We start from the raw sequence: 15,672 nt of genomic DNA, 5'->3' as shown, positions 1-15,672 counted from the left end.
TTCGACAATCACAAGACGCAGGAACGAAGGAATCGCTTGCCGATGAGTTATCACGACGAACAAGAATCGATAGAGAGCTTCAAAGCCTGGTGGGCACAGTGGGGCAACGCGGCGACCTGGGTCGTACTCGTGGCGCTCCTCGCCGCGGCAGCATGGAACGGCTGGAATTTCTGGCAACGTCGCGAGGCCGCGCAGGCCGCCGTATTGTACGAACAGGTGCAGCAGGCGGTCTCGTCGAAGAACAAGGCAGTCGTCGCGCGTGACGCAGCGGAAATGGAATCGCGCTATGGCAGTACGGCCTACGCGCAGATGAGCGCGCTCGCCGCGGCCAAGACGCTTTACGAAGCCGGCGATGTGGCTGCTGCGAAAGCCCAGTTGCAATGGGCAATCGATCATGCGAAGGACGACGAATACAAGGAGCTCGCTAAGGTGCGGCTCGCGGCCGTCTTGCTCGATGAGAAATCGTACGATGCGGGCCTTGCGCTGCTTGCCGGCACGCCACCCGATGGGTTCAAGGGCGTCGTCGCCGATCGCCGGGGCGATCTTCTAGCGGCGGCGGGTAAGCGTGACGACGCGCGTGCGGCTTATCAACTCGCACTTGACACGTTGGCGAAAAACGATACATCCGGGCGTCAGCTGATTCAATTCAAGCTCGATGCACTTGGCAGCTGAGCGGCCGCGCAAGCGTTGCCCGGTTTGCCTCATTTGATCAACTTTTTGACGATGCTTCGCCCACCGATGAATTTGCTGAAACGTTTCGTGGTGCCCGTTGTTTGTGCAGTGGCTGTTCTGACGGTGGCGGCTTGCTCGTCCTCCAAGGACGCCCGCCGCGTGCCAACGCCGCTTACCGAGTTCAAGTCCAGTCTCAATGTCGAGCGGGTCTGGAAGACGAGCGTCGGCAAGGCCGGCCGTTATCTCTTCTCCCCGATCGCTGTTGGAGACGCCGTCTACGCAGCCGGCGAGAGTGGCACCGTTGCGAAGATCGATGCCAAAACCGGCAAGGAAATCTGGCGGACCAAAGTGCATACCGACCTCTCGGCCGGCGTGGGCAGTGACGGTACGCTGACGGCGGTGGGTGCCGTACGCGGTGGCGTGATCGTGCTGGATGCAAACGGCAAACTGCTGTGGAAGGGCGACGTGGCGGGCGCCATCGTGTCGCCGCCGCTCGTAGGCAACGGTCTGGTAGTCGTGCGGACGATCGACGGGCAGATCAACGCCTTCAACGCGCAAACCGGCGAACTCCAGTGGGTCTACCATAATCGCGCTGTGCCGCTGAACCTGCGTGTGTCGGCCGGCATGATCTTCGCCGGTGACGCGGCCGTGCTCGCCGGTTTTCCCGGTGGCGGGCTTGCTGCGATCAACGTGAAGACGGGCGACGACTACTGGCAAGCGCCGGTGTCTTTCCCGAAGGGTGTCACCGAGGTGGAGCGCATCAACGATGTCACGGGTGCGCCGACGCTCATCGGGTCGCAGGCATGCGCGGTGACGTTCCAGGGACGCATCGGTTGCTTTGACGCAAATTCGGGGCGTGCAGTCTGGGAAAAGCCGTTTTCGAGCGCCAGCGGCGTCGCGCAAGACAACAACACCGTCGTGTCGAGCGACGACTGGTCGGTTGCCATCGCATTCAGCGCCGACGATGGCCGGCAGCTTTGGCGCAACGACAAGCTGAAAAACCGCGACTTGAGCGTGCCGCTGCTGCTCGGGCCGTCGGTCGTGTTCGGCGACTACAAAGGTTTCGTGCATTTCCTTTCGCGCGATGACGGTTCGTTCGTCGCGCGCGTTCCCACCGATGGTAGCCGGATCACGGCGGCGCCCGTGGTCGCTGGCGACACGCTGATCGTGCAAACGCGCGATGGCGAATTGTTCGGCTTCCGCCCACGCTGACAGCTAGCGGCAGACCGCTTTCGCACGCACTTCGGCCGGGCGGCCGCGCTGTCGCCAAGCATGCGCCGGTGCGGCATGATCGTGATAACGTGCAGCAAGGCCGCGTGCCTTTCGCAGCCTCATTGCGCTGTCATGCGCCGGTCTTGCTTGGCCGGTGTGCCCGACGTTGCGCCCGGCAGCGGCACCAGCACCAGCGCTTTACTTAGACGACATTAGATGAAACCCGTAATTGCCCTTGTTGGGCGCCCCAATGTGGGGAAATCCACGCTGTTTAACCGGTTGACGCGCTCGCGTGACGCGCTCGTCGCCGACTTGCCGGGCCTCACGCGCGATCGCCACTATGGCGAGGGGCGCGTGGGTGAGCGGCCCTATCTCGTCGTGGATACGGGTGGCTTCGAACCCGTGGCGAAAGACGGCATCCTGCACGAAATGGCGCGGCAAACACGCCAAGCCGTCGAAGAGTCCGATGTCGTCGTTTTCATCGTCGACGGGCGCAACGGCCTCGCGCCGCAAGACAAGGCGATTGCCGACTATCTGCGCAAGACCGGCCGGCCGATCATGCTGGTTGTCAACAAAGCCGAAGGCATGAAGTACACGGCCGTTGCCGCCGATTTTTACGAGCTCGGGCTCGGCGACCCCCGTGCGATTTCGTCGGCACATGGCGACGGCGTGACCGAGATGATCAACGACGCCCTCGAGATCGCATATGCGGGCCAGCCGGAAGAGAGCGAGGAAGAAAAGGCGTCCCGCGGGACCAAGATTGCAATCGTGGGCCGGCCGAACGTCGGCAAATCGACGCTCGTCAATACGCTCATCGGTGAAGAACGCGTGATCGCGTTCGACATGCCGGGCACCACGCGCGACTCCATCTACGTCGATTTCGAGCGGCAGGGCCGCAAATACACGCTAATCGATACAGCCGGACTGCGGCGACGTGGAAAAGTGTTCGAAGCAATCGAGAAATTTTCGGTCGTCAAGACTTTGCAGTCCATTGCCGACGCTAACGTTGTCATTTTGCTGCTCGACGCACGCCAGGATATTTCCGAGCAGGACGCGCATATCGCGGGGTTCGTGGTGGAGCAGGGGCGCGCGCTGGTGGTCGGCGTGAACAAATGGGATGGGCTGGACGAGCACGTTCGCGAGCGCACCAAAGCGGACCTGATGCGCAAGCTCAAGTTTCTCGAATTCGCCAAATTCCATTTCGTTTCCGCCACGCAAAAGACGGGCATCGGCCCGCTGATGCGCTCTGTCGACGACGCTTATGCCGCCGCAATGGCAAAGTTGCCGACACCGAAACTCACGCGCGCGCTGATCGAAGCCGTCGAATTCCAGCAGCCCAGGCGCCGAGGCCCGGTTCGTCCGAAGCTTCGCTACGCCCACCAGGGCGGTCAGAATCCGCCGATTATCGTCATTCACGGCAACGCGCTCGATGCCGTTACCGAGACCTATAAGCGCTATCTCGAAAACCGCTTTCGAGAAACTTTCTCGCTCACCGGCACTCCATTGCGCATTGAGTTTCGCTCGTCGGCGAACCCCTATGCGGACAAAGGCTGAGCCCGGTACGCGAGGGGTCGGCCGCTTGGCCAGGCGGCGCGTACCACAACCAAAATCGGCTATAGTGTAGCGATTGGCGTCGGATTTCTTTTTCCTCGGCGTCAGTCTGGACCCAACCTGCAAAAAAACGACGGAGTTTGCTATGAGCAACAAAGGGCAATTGTTACAAGACCCGTTTTTGAACGCACTGCGTAAAGAGCATGTGCCAGTCTCGATCTATTTGGTCAACGGCATCAAGCTCCAAGGAAACATCGAATCGTTCGACCAGTACGTCGTGTTGCTCCGGAACACCGTTACTCAGATGGTTTATAAGCACGCAATCTCGACGGTCGTGCCAGCTCGCCCGGTCAATTTCCATCCCGACGCTGAAACGTCCTGACCCATTATCGCGGCCGGCATGACGGCGCTTGGCTCGCCGTCATGCCGGCCGCTTCAATTTGACACTCACCAATTTGATCAACGCAGCGCTTGTCGGCATCGACTTCGGCAAAATCGACTTCGAAGCCAGTCTCGAAGAACTCAGTCTGCTCGCACAAAGTGCGGGCGCTCATCCCGCCGTGACCCTCACTGGGCGCCGCTCGAGCCCCGACGCCGCGCTGTTTGTCGGCAGCGGCAAGGCTGAGGAATTGCGTCTAGCCTGTGAAGCGAATGACGTCGACATCGTCATCTTCAATCACGCGCTGGCGCCCGCGCAGCAGCGCAATCTGGAGCGAACGCTTAACCGGCGCGTCGTCGACCGCACCAGCCTCATCCTCGACATTTTCGCGCAGCGCGCCCGTAGCCATGAAGGCAAGCTTCAGGTGGAACTCGCGCAGCTGCAATACATTGCCACGCGGCTCGTGCGCGCGTGGACTCACCTCGAGCGTCAAAAAGGCGGTATCGGGCTGCGCGGTCCTGGTGAAACGCAGCTCGAAACGGACCGCCGCCTCATCGGCGAGCGCATCAAGATGCTCAAGGTGCGGCTCGAGAAACTCAAACGGCAGCACGGCACGCAGCGGCGGCAGCGCCAGCGCAATCGGGCCCTGTCGGTGTCGCTCGTCGGTTATACCAATGCCGGGAAATCGACACTCTTCAATGCGTTGACGAAGGCACAAGCGTATGCGGCAAACCAGCTCTTCGCCACGCTCGATACGACCTCGCGCCGTGTTTTTCTCGGCGACGAAGCGGGGCAGGTCGTGATCTCCGATACGGTCGGGTTTATTCGGGAGCTGCCACACCAACTCGTGGCGGCCTTCCGCGCAACGCTTGAAGAGACGATCCATGCGGACGTGCTGCTGCATGTCGTCGATGCTTCGAGCGCGGTGCGCCTCGACCAAATCGATCAAGTGAACGAGGTCCTGCGGGAAATCGGTGCCGATACCGTGCGGCAGGTGCTCGTCTTCAACAAGATCGACTCCGTTCCTGAATTGGCCGCCCGCAAGGAGGCCGTCGAGCGGGACGAGTATGGTAATATTTCGCGCGTCTTTTTGAGCGCGCGCACGGGTCAGGGGCTTGATTCTCTGCGCGCTGCCATCGCGGAAATCGCCACCTCAGAACATCTTCCAGACACCGGGCGGGCCATGCCGGAGCATTCGCCGGCGGCAGACGAGCGCAAAGACTTCGACGTATCCGACGTATCGCGGATTGCCGACACATGGCCGTTGCCCCGTTCGGATCTGCATTGACCGGCTCTCCCAACTCGAGCGAACGAACACAGGTGAACGAATACAACGAGCGGAGTTTCTGGGCGCGCGCGCGCGCTGTCCTTTCGATCAGCGATCCCCGCTGGGGGCGCGGCGACAGCAATGGCAACCAGCAGCGTCCCAATGAACCCAAGCAGCCAAAGGGAGACGTCGACGGTCCGCCCGATCTCGACCAAATGTGGCGCGATTTCAATCAGCGGCTCGGGCGTCTGTTCGGCACGAAAGGGCGCGGCTCGGGCCCCGGCGAGCGCCGCCCAGATAATGGGCGAGCCGCCCGCGTCGGGGTCGGCATCGTCATCGGCGTGCTGATCGCGATCTACGTCGGCAGCGGTGTGTTCGTGGTGCAGGAAGGACAAAAGGGCGTCGTGCTTCAGTTTGGCAAATATCTGCGCACGGTTGATCCCGGCATCCATCTGCGCTCGCCCTACCCGTTCGAAACAAACGAAATCGTCAACGTCTCGGAAACGCGTTCGGTCGAGATCGGTCGGCGCAATGCAGTCGCGGACGCCAATGTGGCGGATGCATCGATGCTCACGCACGATGGCGATATCGTCGACGTGCGGTTTGTCGTGCAATACAGGATCAAATCGGCTACCGACTACCTTTTTCACGCGGTCGACCCGGATCGCAGCGTGACACAAGCGGCACAGACGGCTGTGCGGGCAATCGTCGGCGCGCAAAGCACCGATGCGGTGTTCGCCGAAAACCGCGATGCGTTGAGCCAAAAACTCGTAGCGGCGATTCAAACATCGCTCGAGCGCTACCGCACCGGGTTGGCTGTCGCCGGTGTGGCGATTCAAAGCATCGATCCCCCGCAGCAGGTGCAATCCGCTTTCGACGCTGTGGCGCGCGCCAAGCAAGATCGCGAGCGCATGAAACGCGATGCCCAGGCGTATGCCAACGATTTGCTGCCGAGAGCGCAGGGTGAAGCGTCCCGCACGATCGACGATGCGAAGACCTACGCGGAGCGTGTCGTGGCGCAGGCGCAAGGCGACGCGCAGCGTTTCGACCAGGTCTACGCGCAATATCAGAAGGCCCCGGCCGTAGTGCGCGAGCGGCTCTATCTCGACACCATGCGCGACATTTATTCGAATGCCACCAAGATATTCGTCGGTGGGAAGACGGCGTCGAGCGTGATCAACGTCTCACTCGACAAGCTGCTTGAAACGAACCGCCGCGCGGCCGGGCAAGCTGCCGCCGCCCCACAGCCGGCTTCCGGAGCGTCTGCACCAGAAGCCGCTTCTGCTCCTGCTTCGACGCCTGCGCCTGCCGCGACAGCCACAGCCGCGTCCGCGTCCGCAGCGAGCCAGGCGAGCCAGGCGAGCCAGGCGAGCCAGGCGAGCGCCGCCGCCGGTGCAAGCGACCCATTGCGCTCGCGCGATTCCCTGCGCAGCCGCTCGCGCGAATACGACCAGCCACAGTGAGGGGCGCCCGGATATGAATCGCATCATTGCGCTCGTTATTGCTGTTGTCGTTGTTCTGTTTGCGGGGGCGTCGATGCTTGTCGTCGTCGATCAGCGTCACGTCGCCGTCGTTTCTTCGCGCGGCGGGGCGGATCCGCGCGTGGTCGGCCCCGGTTTGCATTTCAAGCTTCCCACGCCGGTTCAGAGCGCGGCGCGGATCGATACGCGCATTCAGGCGGTCGAGCCTTCCGCGGCCGATCGCTACGCCACGTCGAACCAGAGCGATTTGCTGGTGAGCCCGCTGGTGAAATACCGCGTTGCCGACCCACTCAAGCTCTTCGAAGCAACCAGCGGTGATCTGCCAAGTGCGCCCGATCGGCTCGCCGCATTGATGCGCAGCGCCCTCGGCGATGCTTTGAAGCAGCGCACGCTGACGGATGCGCTTGCGCAGCAAGCCGAGATTGCGTCGGCAGCGCGTGCGGCAATGGAGGCGAAAGCGCAGGCGTTGGGAATCGAGGTGGTCGATGTGCAGCTTGTGCGCGTCGATTTGCCGGCCAATCTGGCGGACGCAACCTACAAGCGGATGGCGGCAGCGCGAGAACAGATCGCCAGCGAGACGCGCGCCCAAGGCGGCGCCGATGTGGAGCAAATCAAGGGTGACGCCGAGCGCCAACGTCAGGCCGTACTCGGCGATGCCTACAAGCAAGCGCAGACAATCAAGGGCCAGGGCGATGCGAAAGCGGCCGAGATTGCCGCCGATGCATTCGGCCGCGACCCGGGCTTCTATCAGTTCTACCAGAGCCTGCAGGCGTACCGTGCCGTATTTAAGCCGAATGACGTAATCGTCGTCGATCCGGACAGCGACTTTTTCCGTTTCATGCGTGGGCCCGAAGGCAATGGCGATCCGGCGTCGCGTGCCGCCGCGGCGCCAAAAAAACACTGACAACAGGGGACACCGCGCCCGTGCGGGTGCGGCAGGATGCGTATGGATATAGCCGGCTCACTACTGCTCGCGGTTGCGTTGATGCTTATCATCGAGGGCATGTTTCCGTTCGTGTTTCCGACGGCTTGGCGCGAAACGTTTCGTAAAATGGCGGCGCGTCCGACGCATCATATCCGCGTCGGAGGGCTGATTGTCATGGCGCTGGGCCTGATTCTGCTGCTCGTCGCCACGTAGGCGACGGCCCGATGCGGGGGCCCCGCTCAAGCATTTCATTTCGGCCGCGCCAACGCGCGCCGCTCACCACGTTGTAGGACTGTACCGATGTCGACCTGGCTGCTGCCTGAGAATATCGCCGACGTGTTGCCCTCGGAGGCGCGCAAGATCGAGGAGCTGCGCCGCGCGCTGCTCGATCGCTTTCGTGCCTATGGGTACGAAATGGTGATGCCGCCGCTGCTCGAGTATCTCGAGTCGCTGCTTACCAGCGGGGGCAGTGATCTGAACCTGCGCACCTTCAAGCTCGTTGACCAGCTATCGGGCCGTACGCTGGGGCTGCGGGCCGATACCACGCCGCAGGTCGCGCGCATCGATGCGCACTTGCTCAACCGGCAGGGTGTCACGCGTCTTTGCTACGCGGGCAGCGTGTTGCATACGCGCCCCCGCGGGCTGCATGCGACGCGCGAACAGATCCAGGTCGGCGCGGAAATCTACGGCCATGCAGGCCTCGAGGCCGACGTCGAGATCCAGCAACTGCTGCTCGATTCTCTGCGCCTTGCGCGCTTGGACAAGGTGCGGCTCGATCTTTGCCACGCGGGGGTGCTTTCCGCGCTCTTCGCGCGCGACGCGGCGGCCGCGAAAATGGGCGAGACGCTTTACGAGGCGCTGGCGGGTAAGGATGTGGCGCACTTGAGCGAGCTGACGCGCGAGCTTAGTGCGCCCGTGGCCGATGCACTGCGCACGCTGCCTTCGCTATACGGCGACGCGTCTGTAATCGTCGAAGCGCGTGCGCGCCTGCCGCAATGGCCGGAGATCACGCAAGCGCTAGACGATCTAGCATTTCTCGCGTCACAGGTCGACACGGCTGAAGTGACGATCGATCTCGCCGATCTTCGCGGCTACGCCTATCACAGCGGCGCGATGTTTTCGGCTTATGTCGATGGGGTGCCGAGTGCGGTGGCGCGCGGCGGTCGTTACGATCACGTGGGGCAGGCGTACGGACGCGCGCGCGCGGCTACCGGGTTTTCGCTCGACTTGCGGGAAATCGGGCGAATCTCGTCTATCGAAGTGCGCAGCAACGCAATTCTCGCGCCGTGGAAGCACGACGACGCGTTGCGTGCGAGCGTCGCCGCGTTGAGGAATGCCGGCGAAGTCGTCATTCAGGCGCTGCCGGGTCACGATCACGATCTCGACGAGTTCGCGTGCGACCGGGTGCTAGTCGAACGCGACGGCGCCTGGGTGGTGCAAACACGCACGCACTCGGGATAAGGCCAAGGCGAATCTTTTATACCGCTTGCCGGCCGCGATCCAATGAGCCCATGCCGTTGAAACGAAATGGAAAAATTCGGAACGCGCGGCGAAGATGGGTAGAATACGTTTTTAACCAGCTCAAGAATCAACATGTCTGCCAGTGCAGTGAACGTAGCCCAGGGGCGCAACGTTGTCGTCGTCGGGACTCAGTGGGGTGATGAAGGCAAAGGCAAGATCGTCGACTGGCTGACGGACCACGCGCAAGGCGTCGTGCGTTTCCAGGGCGGCCATAACGCCGGCCATACGCTCATCATCGGTGGCAAGAAAACCATCTTGCGCTTGATCCCGTCCGGCATCATGCGCGCAGACGTGGCGTGCTATATCGGTAACGGTGTCGTTTTATCGCCCGAGGCCCTCTTCAAGGAAATCGCGGAACTCGAAACGGCCGGTCTCGACGTTTGCCGGCGCCTGTTTATTTCCGAAGCAGCCACGTTGATCCTGCCACAGCATATTGCCATCGACCAAGCGCGTGAAGCGCGCCGCGGCGCGGGCAAGATCGGTACCACGGGCCGTGGTATCGGCCCCGCGTACGAAGATAAAGTGGGCAGGCGCGCGCTACGCGTACAGGACTTGTTCGCGCCGTCCGCATTCGCGGAGCGCCTGCGAGAGAACCTCGATTTCGATAATTTCGTGCTGACCCAATATCTTGGGGCAGCCGCTGTCGACTTCCAGCAGACGCTCGACACAATGCTCAGCTACGCCGAGCGCCTCGCACCGATGGTGGCCGACGTGTCGCGTCGTCTGTACGACGAAAACGCCGCGGGCCGCAATCTGTTGTTCGAAGGCGCGCAGGGCACGCTGCTCGACATCGATCACGGCACCTATCCGTTCGTCACATCGAGCAATTGCGTCGCCGGCGCGGCAGCAGCGGGTGCTGGCGTGGGGCCGCAGAAACTTCATTACATCCTCGGCATCACGAAGGCCTATTGCACGCGCGTCGGTGCGGGGCCGTTCCCGAGCGAGCTATACGATGCGGACAATCCGAAACGGCAAGAAGCGATTGGCGTGACGTTGGCCAACGTCGGCAAGGAGTTCGGCTCCGTCACGGGGCGTCCCCGTCGCACGGGTTGGCTGGATGCCGCCGCGCTGCGTCGTTCGATCCAAATCAACGGCATTTCGGGCCTGTGTATCACGAAGCTCGACGTGCTTGACGGCCTCGATGAGGTCAAGCTGTGCGTTGGCTACAAGATAGACGGCAAAGACGTAGACTTGCTGCCGCGCGGTGCACCGGAAGTGGCGCGCTGCGAGCCCGTCTACGAGTGCTTCGGCGGCTGGCAGGAAAGCACGATCGGCATCACGCAATGGGACCGGCTGCCGGCCAACGCGCAAGCCTACCTCACGCGGGTGCAAGAAGTGGCCGGCGTGCCGATCGATATGGTGTCGACCGGCCCCGATCGCGACGAAACCATCTTGTTGCGTCATCCGTTCAAGGTGTAAGAGGGCAAAAGCGTAAGAGGGCGATGTAAAACATGACGATGATCGCGATGACCGATCCGCGTAACGACGACAAGAACCTCTGGATCAACTGGGACGAATACCACCGGCTGATCGAATTGCTCGCGCTCGCGGTACACGATTCCGGTTGGAAGTTTGAGAAGATTCTGTGTCTCGCACGCGGCGGCTTGCGCGTGGGGGACCAGCTCTCACGCATCTACGATCTTCCGCTCGCCATTCTTGCCACGAGCTCGTACCGCGAAGCAGCGGGAACGCAGCAGGGCGAACTCGATATCGCGCAGTACATCACGATGACGCGCGGGGAACTCTCCGGCAACGTGCTGCTCGTCGACGATCTCGTCGATTCGGGTGTGACGCTCGCGCGCGTGCAGCAGCATATGAAAGAGCGTTACCCGGCGGTGACGGCGGTGCGCTCTGCCGTGCTTTGGTATAAGGGCTGCTCGAAGGTCAAACCTGACTATTTTGTCGAGCATCTGCCGACCAACCCGTGGATTCACCAACCCTTCGAAGAGTGGGATACCGTGCGCCCGCATAATCTTGGGGCATGGATCAAGCGTGGCGTTGCGCAAGACACGTGTTCCGGCGCATAAGTTGCCCGCGTGGCGCAGCTCGGCCATATGAGGACCCTGTGCAAGAGGCGGAGTCGGCTGGCTCCGCTTTTTCTTTTGTGCGGAGCATGCGAGCACCGCTAGAATAGCGCTCGCTCTCCGCTTATCCGGACCGGATTTTTTCCTTTATGACAAACAATGGCCACGAGAATCCTCGCCAGCAGCCCCTGTCTTCGCTCGCGCTGGCCGCAATTGGCGTGGTGTTCGGTGACATCGGCACGAGCCCGCTTTATGCATTGAAGGAAGCGTTCAGCGAATCGCATGGCATTCCATTGACAGAGGCGTCGATTCTCGGCGTCATTTCCTTGCTGTTCTGGGCGATCATCGTTGTGGTGTCGGTCAAGTATGTGCTGTTCGTCATGCGGGCCGACAACAACGGCGAGGGCGGCGTGCTTGCATTGATGGCGCTCTCGCTACGGCCGTTCGCCAATAGGGGGCGTTTGTCCGGAACATTGATGATGCTCGGCATCTTCGGCGCCTGTATGTTTTATGGCGATGCCGTGATTACGCCGGCGATCTCCGTGATGTCTGCCGTCGAAGGCCTACAAGTGGCCACACCGGAACTGTCCCACCTCGTTATCCCGATCACGATCGTCATTCTGATAGTGCTTTTCTGGATTCAGCGGCACGGCACCTCGCTGGTCGGCAAGCTGTTCGGCCCGATCATGATCGTCTGGTTCGCGACGCTCGCTGTTCTTGGCGCCCTTCATGTCGTTCGCGAGCCGGGGATCATCGCAGCGCTCAATCCGTACTATGCGATCTCGTTCCTGAGCCGCCACATGTTGCAGGCTTATGTGGTGCTCGGTTCTGTTTTTCTCGTGCTGACCGGCGCCGAAGCGCTTTACGCCGATATGGGCCATTTCGGTGCGAAGCCGATTCGTGCGGGTTGGTACTGCGTGGTGATGCCCGCGCTTGTGATCAACTATTTCGGTCAGGGCGCGCTGTTGATGCATAACCCCAAAGCGCTTGCGAACCCGTTTTTCCTGATGGCGCCCGAGTGGGCGACGCTGCCGCTCGTCGTGTTATCGACGGTCGCAACGGTGATCGCCTCGCAAGCAGTGATCTCGGGGGCCTACTCGTTGACGAGCCAGGCGATTCAACTCGGCTATGTGCCGCGCATGAAGATCCTGCATACGTCGGATCTTGCCATCGGCCAGATCTATGTGCCCGTTGTGAACTGGTTGCTGCTCTTCATTATTTTGTTGGTCGTGATCGGCTTCAAAAGCTCTGATAATCTGGCGGCCGCTTACGGCATTGCGGTTACGACGACAATGGTCATTACGACCATCCTGGCATGCGTCGTGATGGTCAAGGTCTGGAATTGGAACAAGCTGCTCGTTGCATGCATCATTGCGGCATTCATCATCGTGGATCTTGCATTTTTTGGCGCGAATCTGTTGAAGGTGGCGGAGGGTGGTTGGCTGCCGCTCGGCATCGGTGCACTGCTGTTTTTCCTGCTGATGACATGGCACAAGGGGCGCCTGCTGGTAAAGGAGCGAACCGCGGCCGATGGCATACCGCTCGCTCCGTTCCTGCAAAGTTTGCTTGCGCATCCGCCGCACCGCGTTTCGGGAACCGCGATCTACTTGACTGGTAGCGATACGCTCGTGCCGGTGAGCTTGCTCCATAACCTGAAGCACAACAAAGTGCTGCACGAGCGGACGCTGTTTCTGACGTTCATCACGCGCGATATTCCCTACGTCAATGAAAGCGAGCGCGTGACGATCAAGGACGTCGCCGGCGGGCTGTTTATCGTGAAGGCGGCCTATGGCTTTAACGAAACGCCCGATGTCAAGGCCGTGCTGGCGGAAATCAGCCGCACTTACGGCATGACGTTCGAATTGATGGATACGTCGTTTTTCCTCGCACGCGAAACGGTGGTGCCGACTCAGTTGCCAGGCATGTCGATACTGCGCGAGCGCGTGTTCGCCTGGATGCACCAGAACGCTGCCAAGCCAACCGATTTTTTCAGCATTCCGGCAAACCGCGTCGTAGAGCTCGGCACGAAGATAGAGATTTAATCGCCGCTGCGCTGCCGGAGCCAACCGAGGGCAGCGCGAAAAAAACCCGTGTGCGGTTCAGTTCAGACCGCCACGGGTTTTTTTCTGCGTGTAGCGAATGGCTACGTGCGTCAGCGTTGCTTTAGTTTGGCGAACGCCGCAGCCATCGCGCCGCCCGGCTGATCGTCATGCGAGCGCTGGCCGCCGCGCGTACCGCCTGCGCGATTGCCATGATTGCCATTGCCGTTGCTGCGTTCGGATGATTGAGCGCCGGTGCGTGCAGCCGGTGCGGCGTCGTCCGCCAGGCGCATCGTCAATGCGATGCGCTGGCGTTTCACGTCGACGTCGACTACCTTCACCTTGACGACTTGCCCCGCCTTGACGACTTCGTGTGGGTCTTTGATGAACTTCGTCGACATCGCGGAAACGTGGACGAGACCGTCCTGATGCACGCCGATGTCGACGAATGCGCCGAATGCGGCGACGTTGGTCACGACACCTTCGAGCACCATGCCCGGCATCAGGTCGGAAATCTTCTCGACGCCTTCGCGGAACGTCGCCGTTTTGAATTCGGGGCGTGGATCGCGGCCGGGCTTCTCGAGTTCGGTCAGGATGTCGCGGACCGTCGGCAGGCCGAAGCGTTCGTCGACGAAGGCGGTCGGGGAGATGCCGGCCAGCGCGTCGCGGTTGCCCAGCACCGCGCCGATATCCTTGCGAATCGCCGCAAGAATGCGCTCGACCACCGGATACGCCTCGGGGTGCACCGATGAGCGATCGAGCGGATTTTCGCCGCCATTGATCCGCAAAAAGCCGGCGGCTTGCTCGAAGGTCTTGTCTCCGAGGCGCGGCACTTTGCGCAGGTATTCGCGCGACCGGAAGGGGCCGTTGGCGTCGCGGTATTCGACGATGTTGCGTGCGAGCGTCGCGTTCAGACCCGAAACGCGGGCGAGCAACGCAACGGACGCGGTGTTCGCATCGACACCCACTGCATTCACGCAATCTTCGACGACGGCATCGAGTGAACGTGCCAACTCGCGTTGGTTCACATCATGCTGGTACTGGCCGACGCCGATCGCTTTCGGTTCGATCTTGACGAGCTCGGCGAGCGGATCTTGCAGCCGCCGTGCGATCGATACGGCGCCGCGCAGCGAGACGTCGAGATCGGGAAATTCCTTCGCAGCGAGTTCGGACGCCGAATACACCGACGCACCCGCTTCGGAGACAACGATTTTCTGCAATTTGAGCTCGGGATGGCGCGCGATGAGTTCGCTCGCGAGCTTGTCGGTCTCGCGCGATGCGGTGCCGTTGCCGATGCTGATGAGCTCGGCCTTGGTCTGCGCCGCGATGCGGGCGAGCTTGGCAAGCGAGCCGTCCCAGTCGCGCCGCGGCTCGTGCGGGTAGATGGTGTCGGTGGCGAGCACCTTCCCGGTACGGTCGACGACTGCGACTTTCACGCCCGTGCGCAGCCCCGGATCCAGACCGATCACGGCCTTCGGGCCGGCCGGCGCCGCCAGCAGCAAGTCTTTCAGATTGCGCGCAAAGACGCGGATGGCTTCGTGTTCAGCGGTTTCGCGTAGTTGCGTCAACAGTTCGTTTTCGAGATGTGGCTGCACCTTGACGCGCCAGCACCAACGGCAGACGTCGCCGAGCCATTTGTCCGCAGGGCGGCCCTGGTTCGCGATGCCGACGTGGCGGGCGATCATCGCTTCGCAGGGGTGCGGGACTTCGGCGTCGAGTTCGGCGCCCAGGCCGAGCTTGATCATCAGCACGCCAGCATTACGCGCGCGAAAAAGCGCCAGCGCGCGATGCGATGGCACAGTCTTCAAGGTTTCGGCGTAATCGTAGTAATCGCGGAATTTCTCGCCCTCTTCGTGCTCCTTGCCCTCGATGACCGTCGACGAAACGACGCCTCGCTCGTACAGGTACTCGCGCAGTCTGCCCAGCAGGTCGGCCGTTTCGCCGAACTGCTCCGAAAGGATATCGCGCGCGCCGTCGAGCGCGGCCTTTATATCGGCCACGCCTTTTTCCGCGTCGACATACCGTAGCGCTTCCGTTTGCGGATCCAGGCTTGGGTCGGCGAGCAGCGTGTGCGCCAGCGGCTCGAGCCCGGCTTCGCGAGCGATCTGCGCGCGCGTGCGGCGCTTGGGCTTATATGGCAGGTAGAGGTCTTCGAGAACCTGTTTGCTGTCGGCCGCGATGATCGCCGTGCGCAGTTCCTCGGTGAGCTTGCCTTGTTCCTCAATGCTGGCGAGAATCGTGGCGCGGCGCTCTTCCATCTCGCGCAGGTAAAGCAGGCGCTCTTCGAGGTGGCGTAACTGCGTGTCGTCGAGGTTGCCGGTGACTTCCTTGCGATAGCGCGCGATGAACGGAACGGTCGCGCCTTCGTCGAGGAGTTGCACGGCTGCTGCCACCTGGCGCGGCGCTACGGTCAATTCGGCGGCAATGCGCTGTACGATCTTGAGTGCTACGGTTTCCGTCATAGAGAAGGCATTTGACTGCGGGGCTGCGCGGGCCGCACCAAGCCGTAGCGAAATGGGGCGCGAAAAGGGCGAGACGCGGGCGCGAAGCCGGGTTGCTGGAGCGGCGCATTTTGCCATAAATGCTCGGCGCTCAGCCCCC

The 15,672-nt window shown here is 61.8% G+C and carries 13 protein-coding genes; 12 read left to right on the top strand and 1 reads right to left on the bottom strand.

Going from position 1 to position 15,672, the window contains the following annotated elements; all coding sequences use genetic code 11:
- Positions 1-42: 42 nt before the first annotated feature.
- The 12 genes from ACSQ20_RS09930 (at position 43) to ACSQ20_RS09875 (ending at position 13,074) form a co-directional block, all read left to right on the top strand.
- Positions 43-672: a tetratricopeptide repeat protein gene (locus ACSQ20_RS09930; protein WP_436019413.1), complete on the top strand. Its 630-nt coding sequence runs from the start codon at positions 43-45 to the stop codon at positions 670-672.
- 66 nt (positions 673-738) lie between these two features.
- The gene (bamB, locus tag ACSQ20_RS09925) at positions 739-1,884 is read left to right on the top strand and encodes an outer membrane protein assembly factor BamB (RefSeq protein WP_436019411.1); all 1,146 of its coding nucleotides are present in this window, start codon (positions 739-741) and stop codon (positions 1,882-1,884) included.
- Between the two features lie 216 nt (positions 1,885-2,100).
- Positions 2,101-3,438: a ribosome biogenesis GTPase Der gene (der, locus tag ACSQ20_RS09920; RefSeq protein WP_436019409.1), complete on the top strand. Its 1,338-nt coding sequence runs from the start codon at positions 2,101-2,103 to the stop codon at positions 3,436-3,438.
- 142 nt (positions 3,439-3,580) lie between these two features.
- Complete coding sequence (gene hfq, locus ACSQ20_RS09915; protein WP_035930711.1) at positions 3,581-3,817, top strand: RNA chaperone Hfq; 237 nt, start codon at positions 3,581-3,583, stop codon at positions 3,815-3,817.
- A 73-nt stretch (positions 3,818-3,890) separates the two neighbouring features.
- Positions 3,891-5,102, top strand: a complete 1,212-nt coding sequence (gene hflX, locus ACSQ20_RS09910; protein ID WP_436023024.1) for a GTPase HflX — start codon at positions 3,891-3,893, stop codon at positions 5,100-5,102.
- 32 nt (positions 5,103-5,134) lie between these two features.
- On the top strand, positions 5,135-6,544 hold the full coding sequence (hflK, locus tag ACSQ20_RS09905) for an FtsH protease activity modulator HflK (RefSeq protein ID WP_436019406.1): 1,410 nt from the start codon (positions 5,135-5,137) through the stop codon (positions 6,542-6,544).
- Positions 6,545-6,557: 13 nt separating this feature from the next.
- A complete protein-coding gene (hflC, locus tag ACSQ20_RS09900; protein WP_436019404.1) occupies positions 6,558-7,466 on the top strand; it encodes a protease modulator HflC in 909 nt (302 codons plus the stop codon).
- Positions 7,467-7,508: 42 nt separating this feature from the next.
- Positions 7,509-7,700 (top strand): DUF2065 domain-containing protein, encoded by a 192-nt coding sequence (locus ACSQ20_RS09895; protein WP_436019402.1) that lies wholly within the window; start codon positions 7,509-7,511, stop codon positions 7,698-7,700.
- 87 nt (positions 7,701-7,787) lie between these two features.
- Complete coding sequence (locus ACSQ20_RS09890) at positions 7,788-8,948, top strand: ATP phosphoribosyltransferase regulatory subunit (protein WP_436019400.1); 1,161 nt, start codon at positions 7,788-7,790, stop codon at positions 8,946-8,948.
- 132 nt (positions 8,949-9,080) lie between these two features.
- Entirely contained in the window at positions 9,081-10,427 is a 1,347-nt protein-coding gene (locus ACSQ20_RS09885) for an adenylosuccinate synthase (protein WP_436019398.1), read from the top strand.
- Between the two features lie 38 nt (positions 10,428-10,465).
- Positions 10,466-11,035, top strand: a complete 570-nt coding sequence (locus ACSQ20_RS09880; RefSeq protein ID WP_436023022.1) for a phosphoribosyltransferase — start codon at positions 10,466-10,468, stop codon at positions 11,033-11,035.
- A 146-nt stretch (positions 11,036-11,181) separates the two neighbouring features.
- Complete coding sequence (locus ACSQ20_RS09875; protein WP_436019396.1) at positions 11,182-13,074, top strand: potassium transporter Kup; 1,893 nt, start codon at positions 11,182-11,184, stop codon at positions 13,072-13,074.
- Positions 13,075-13,184: 110 nt separating this feature from the next.
- Here ACSQ20_RS09875 and ACSQ20_RS09870 read toward each other — a convergent pair whose 3' ends face one another.
- Complete coding sequence (locus tag ACSQ20_RS09870) at positions 13,185-15,533, bottom strand: Tex family protein (protein ID WP_436019394.1); 2,349 nt, start codon at positions 15,531-15,533, stop codon at positions 13,185-13,187.
- Positions 15,534-15,672 lie beyond the last annotated feature (139 nt).

It is taken from the genome of Trinickia sp. LjRoot230 (assembly GCF_964253315.1).
Classification (GTDB): Bacteria; Pseudomonadota; Gammaproteobacteria; order Burkholderiales; family Burkholderiaceae; genus Trinickia.
The sequence above is the reverse complement of the archived record's forward strand: the minus strand, read 5'-3'. Positions and strand labels throughout refer to the sequence as shown.

Excerpts from the sequence above, each read along its gene's own strand:
- ACSQ20_RS09880 (WP_436023022.1), top strand. The coding sequence starts at position 10,466 with ATGATCGCGATGACCGATCCGCGTAACGACGACAAGAACCTCTGGATC.
- ACSQ20_RS09930 (WP_436019413.1), top strand. The coding sequence starts at position 43 with ATGAGTTATCACGACGAACAAGAATCGATAGAGAGCTTCAAAGCCTGG.
- hflC (WP_436019404.1), top strand. The coding sequence starts at position 6,558 with ATGAATCGCATCATTGCGCTCGTTATTGCTGTTGTCGTTGTTCTGTTT.
- bamB (WP_436019411.1), top strand. The coding sequence starts at position 739 with ATGAATTTGCTGAAACGTTTCGTGGTGCCCGTTGTTTGTGCAGTGGCT.
- ACSQ20_RS09885 (WP_436019398.1), top strand. The coding sequence starts at position 9,081 with ATGTCTGCCAGTGCAGTGAACGTAGCCCAGGGGCGCAACGTTGTCGTC.
- ACSQ20_RS09895 (WP_436019402.1), top strand. The coding sequence starts at position 7,509 with ATGGATATAGCCGGCTCACTACTGCTCGCGGTTGCGTTGATGCTTATC.
- der (WP_436019409.1), top strand. The coding sequence starts at position 2,101 with ATGAAACCCGTAATTGCCCTTGTTGGGCGCCCCAATGTGGGGAAATCC.
- ACSQ20_RS09890 (WP_436019400.1), top strand. The coding sequence starts at position 7,788 with ATGTCGACCTGGCTGCTGCCTGAGAATATCGCCGACGTGTTGCCCTCG.
- hfq (WP_035930711.1), top strand. The coding sequence starts at position 3,581 with ATGAGCAACAAAGGGCAATTGTTACAAGACCCGTTTTTGAACGCACTG.
- ACSQ20_RS09870 (WP_436019394.1), bottom strand. The coding sequence starts at position 15,533 with ATGACGGAAACCGTAGCACTCAAGATCGTACAGCGCATTGCCGCCGAA.
- ACSQ20_RS09875 (WP_436019396.1), top strand. The coding sequence starts at position 11,182 with ATGACAAACAATGGCCACGAGAATCCTCGCCAGCAGCCCCTGTCTTCG.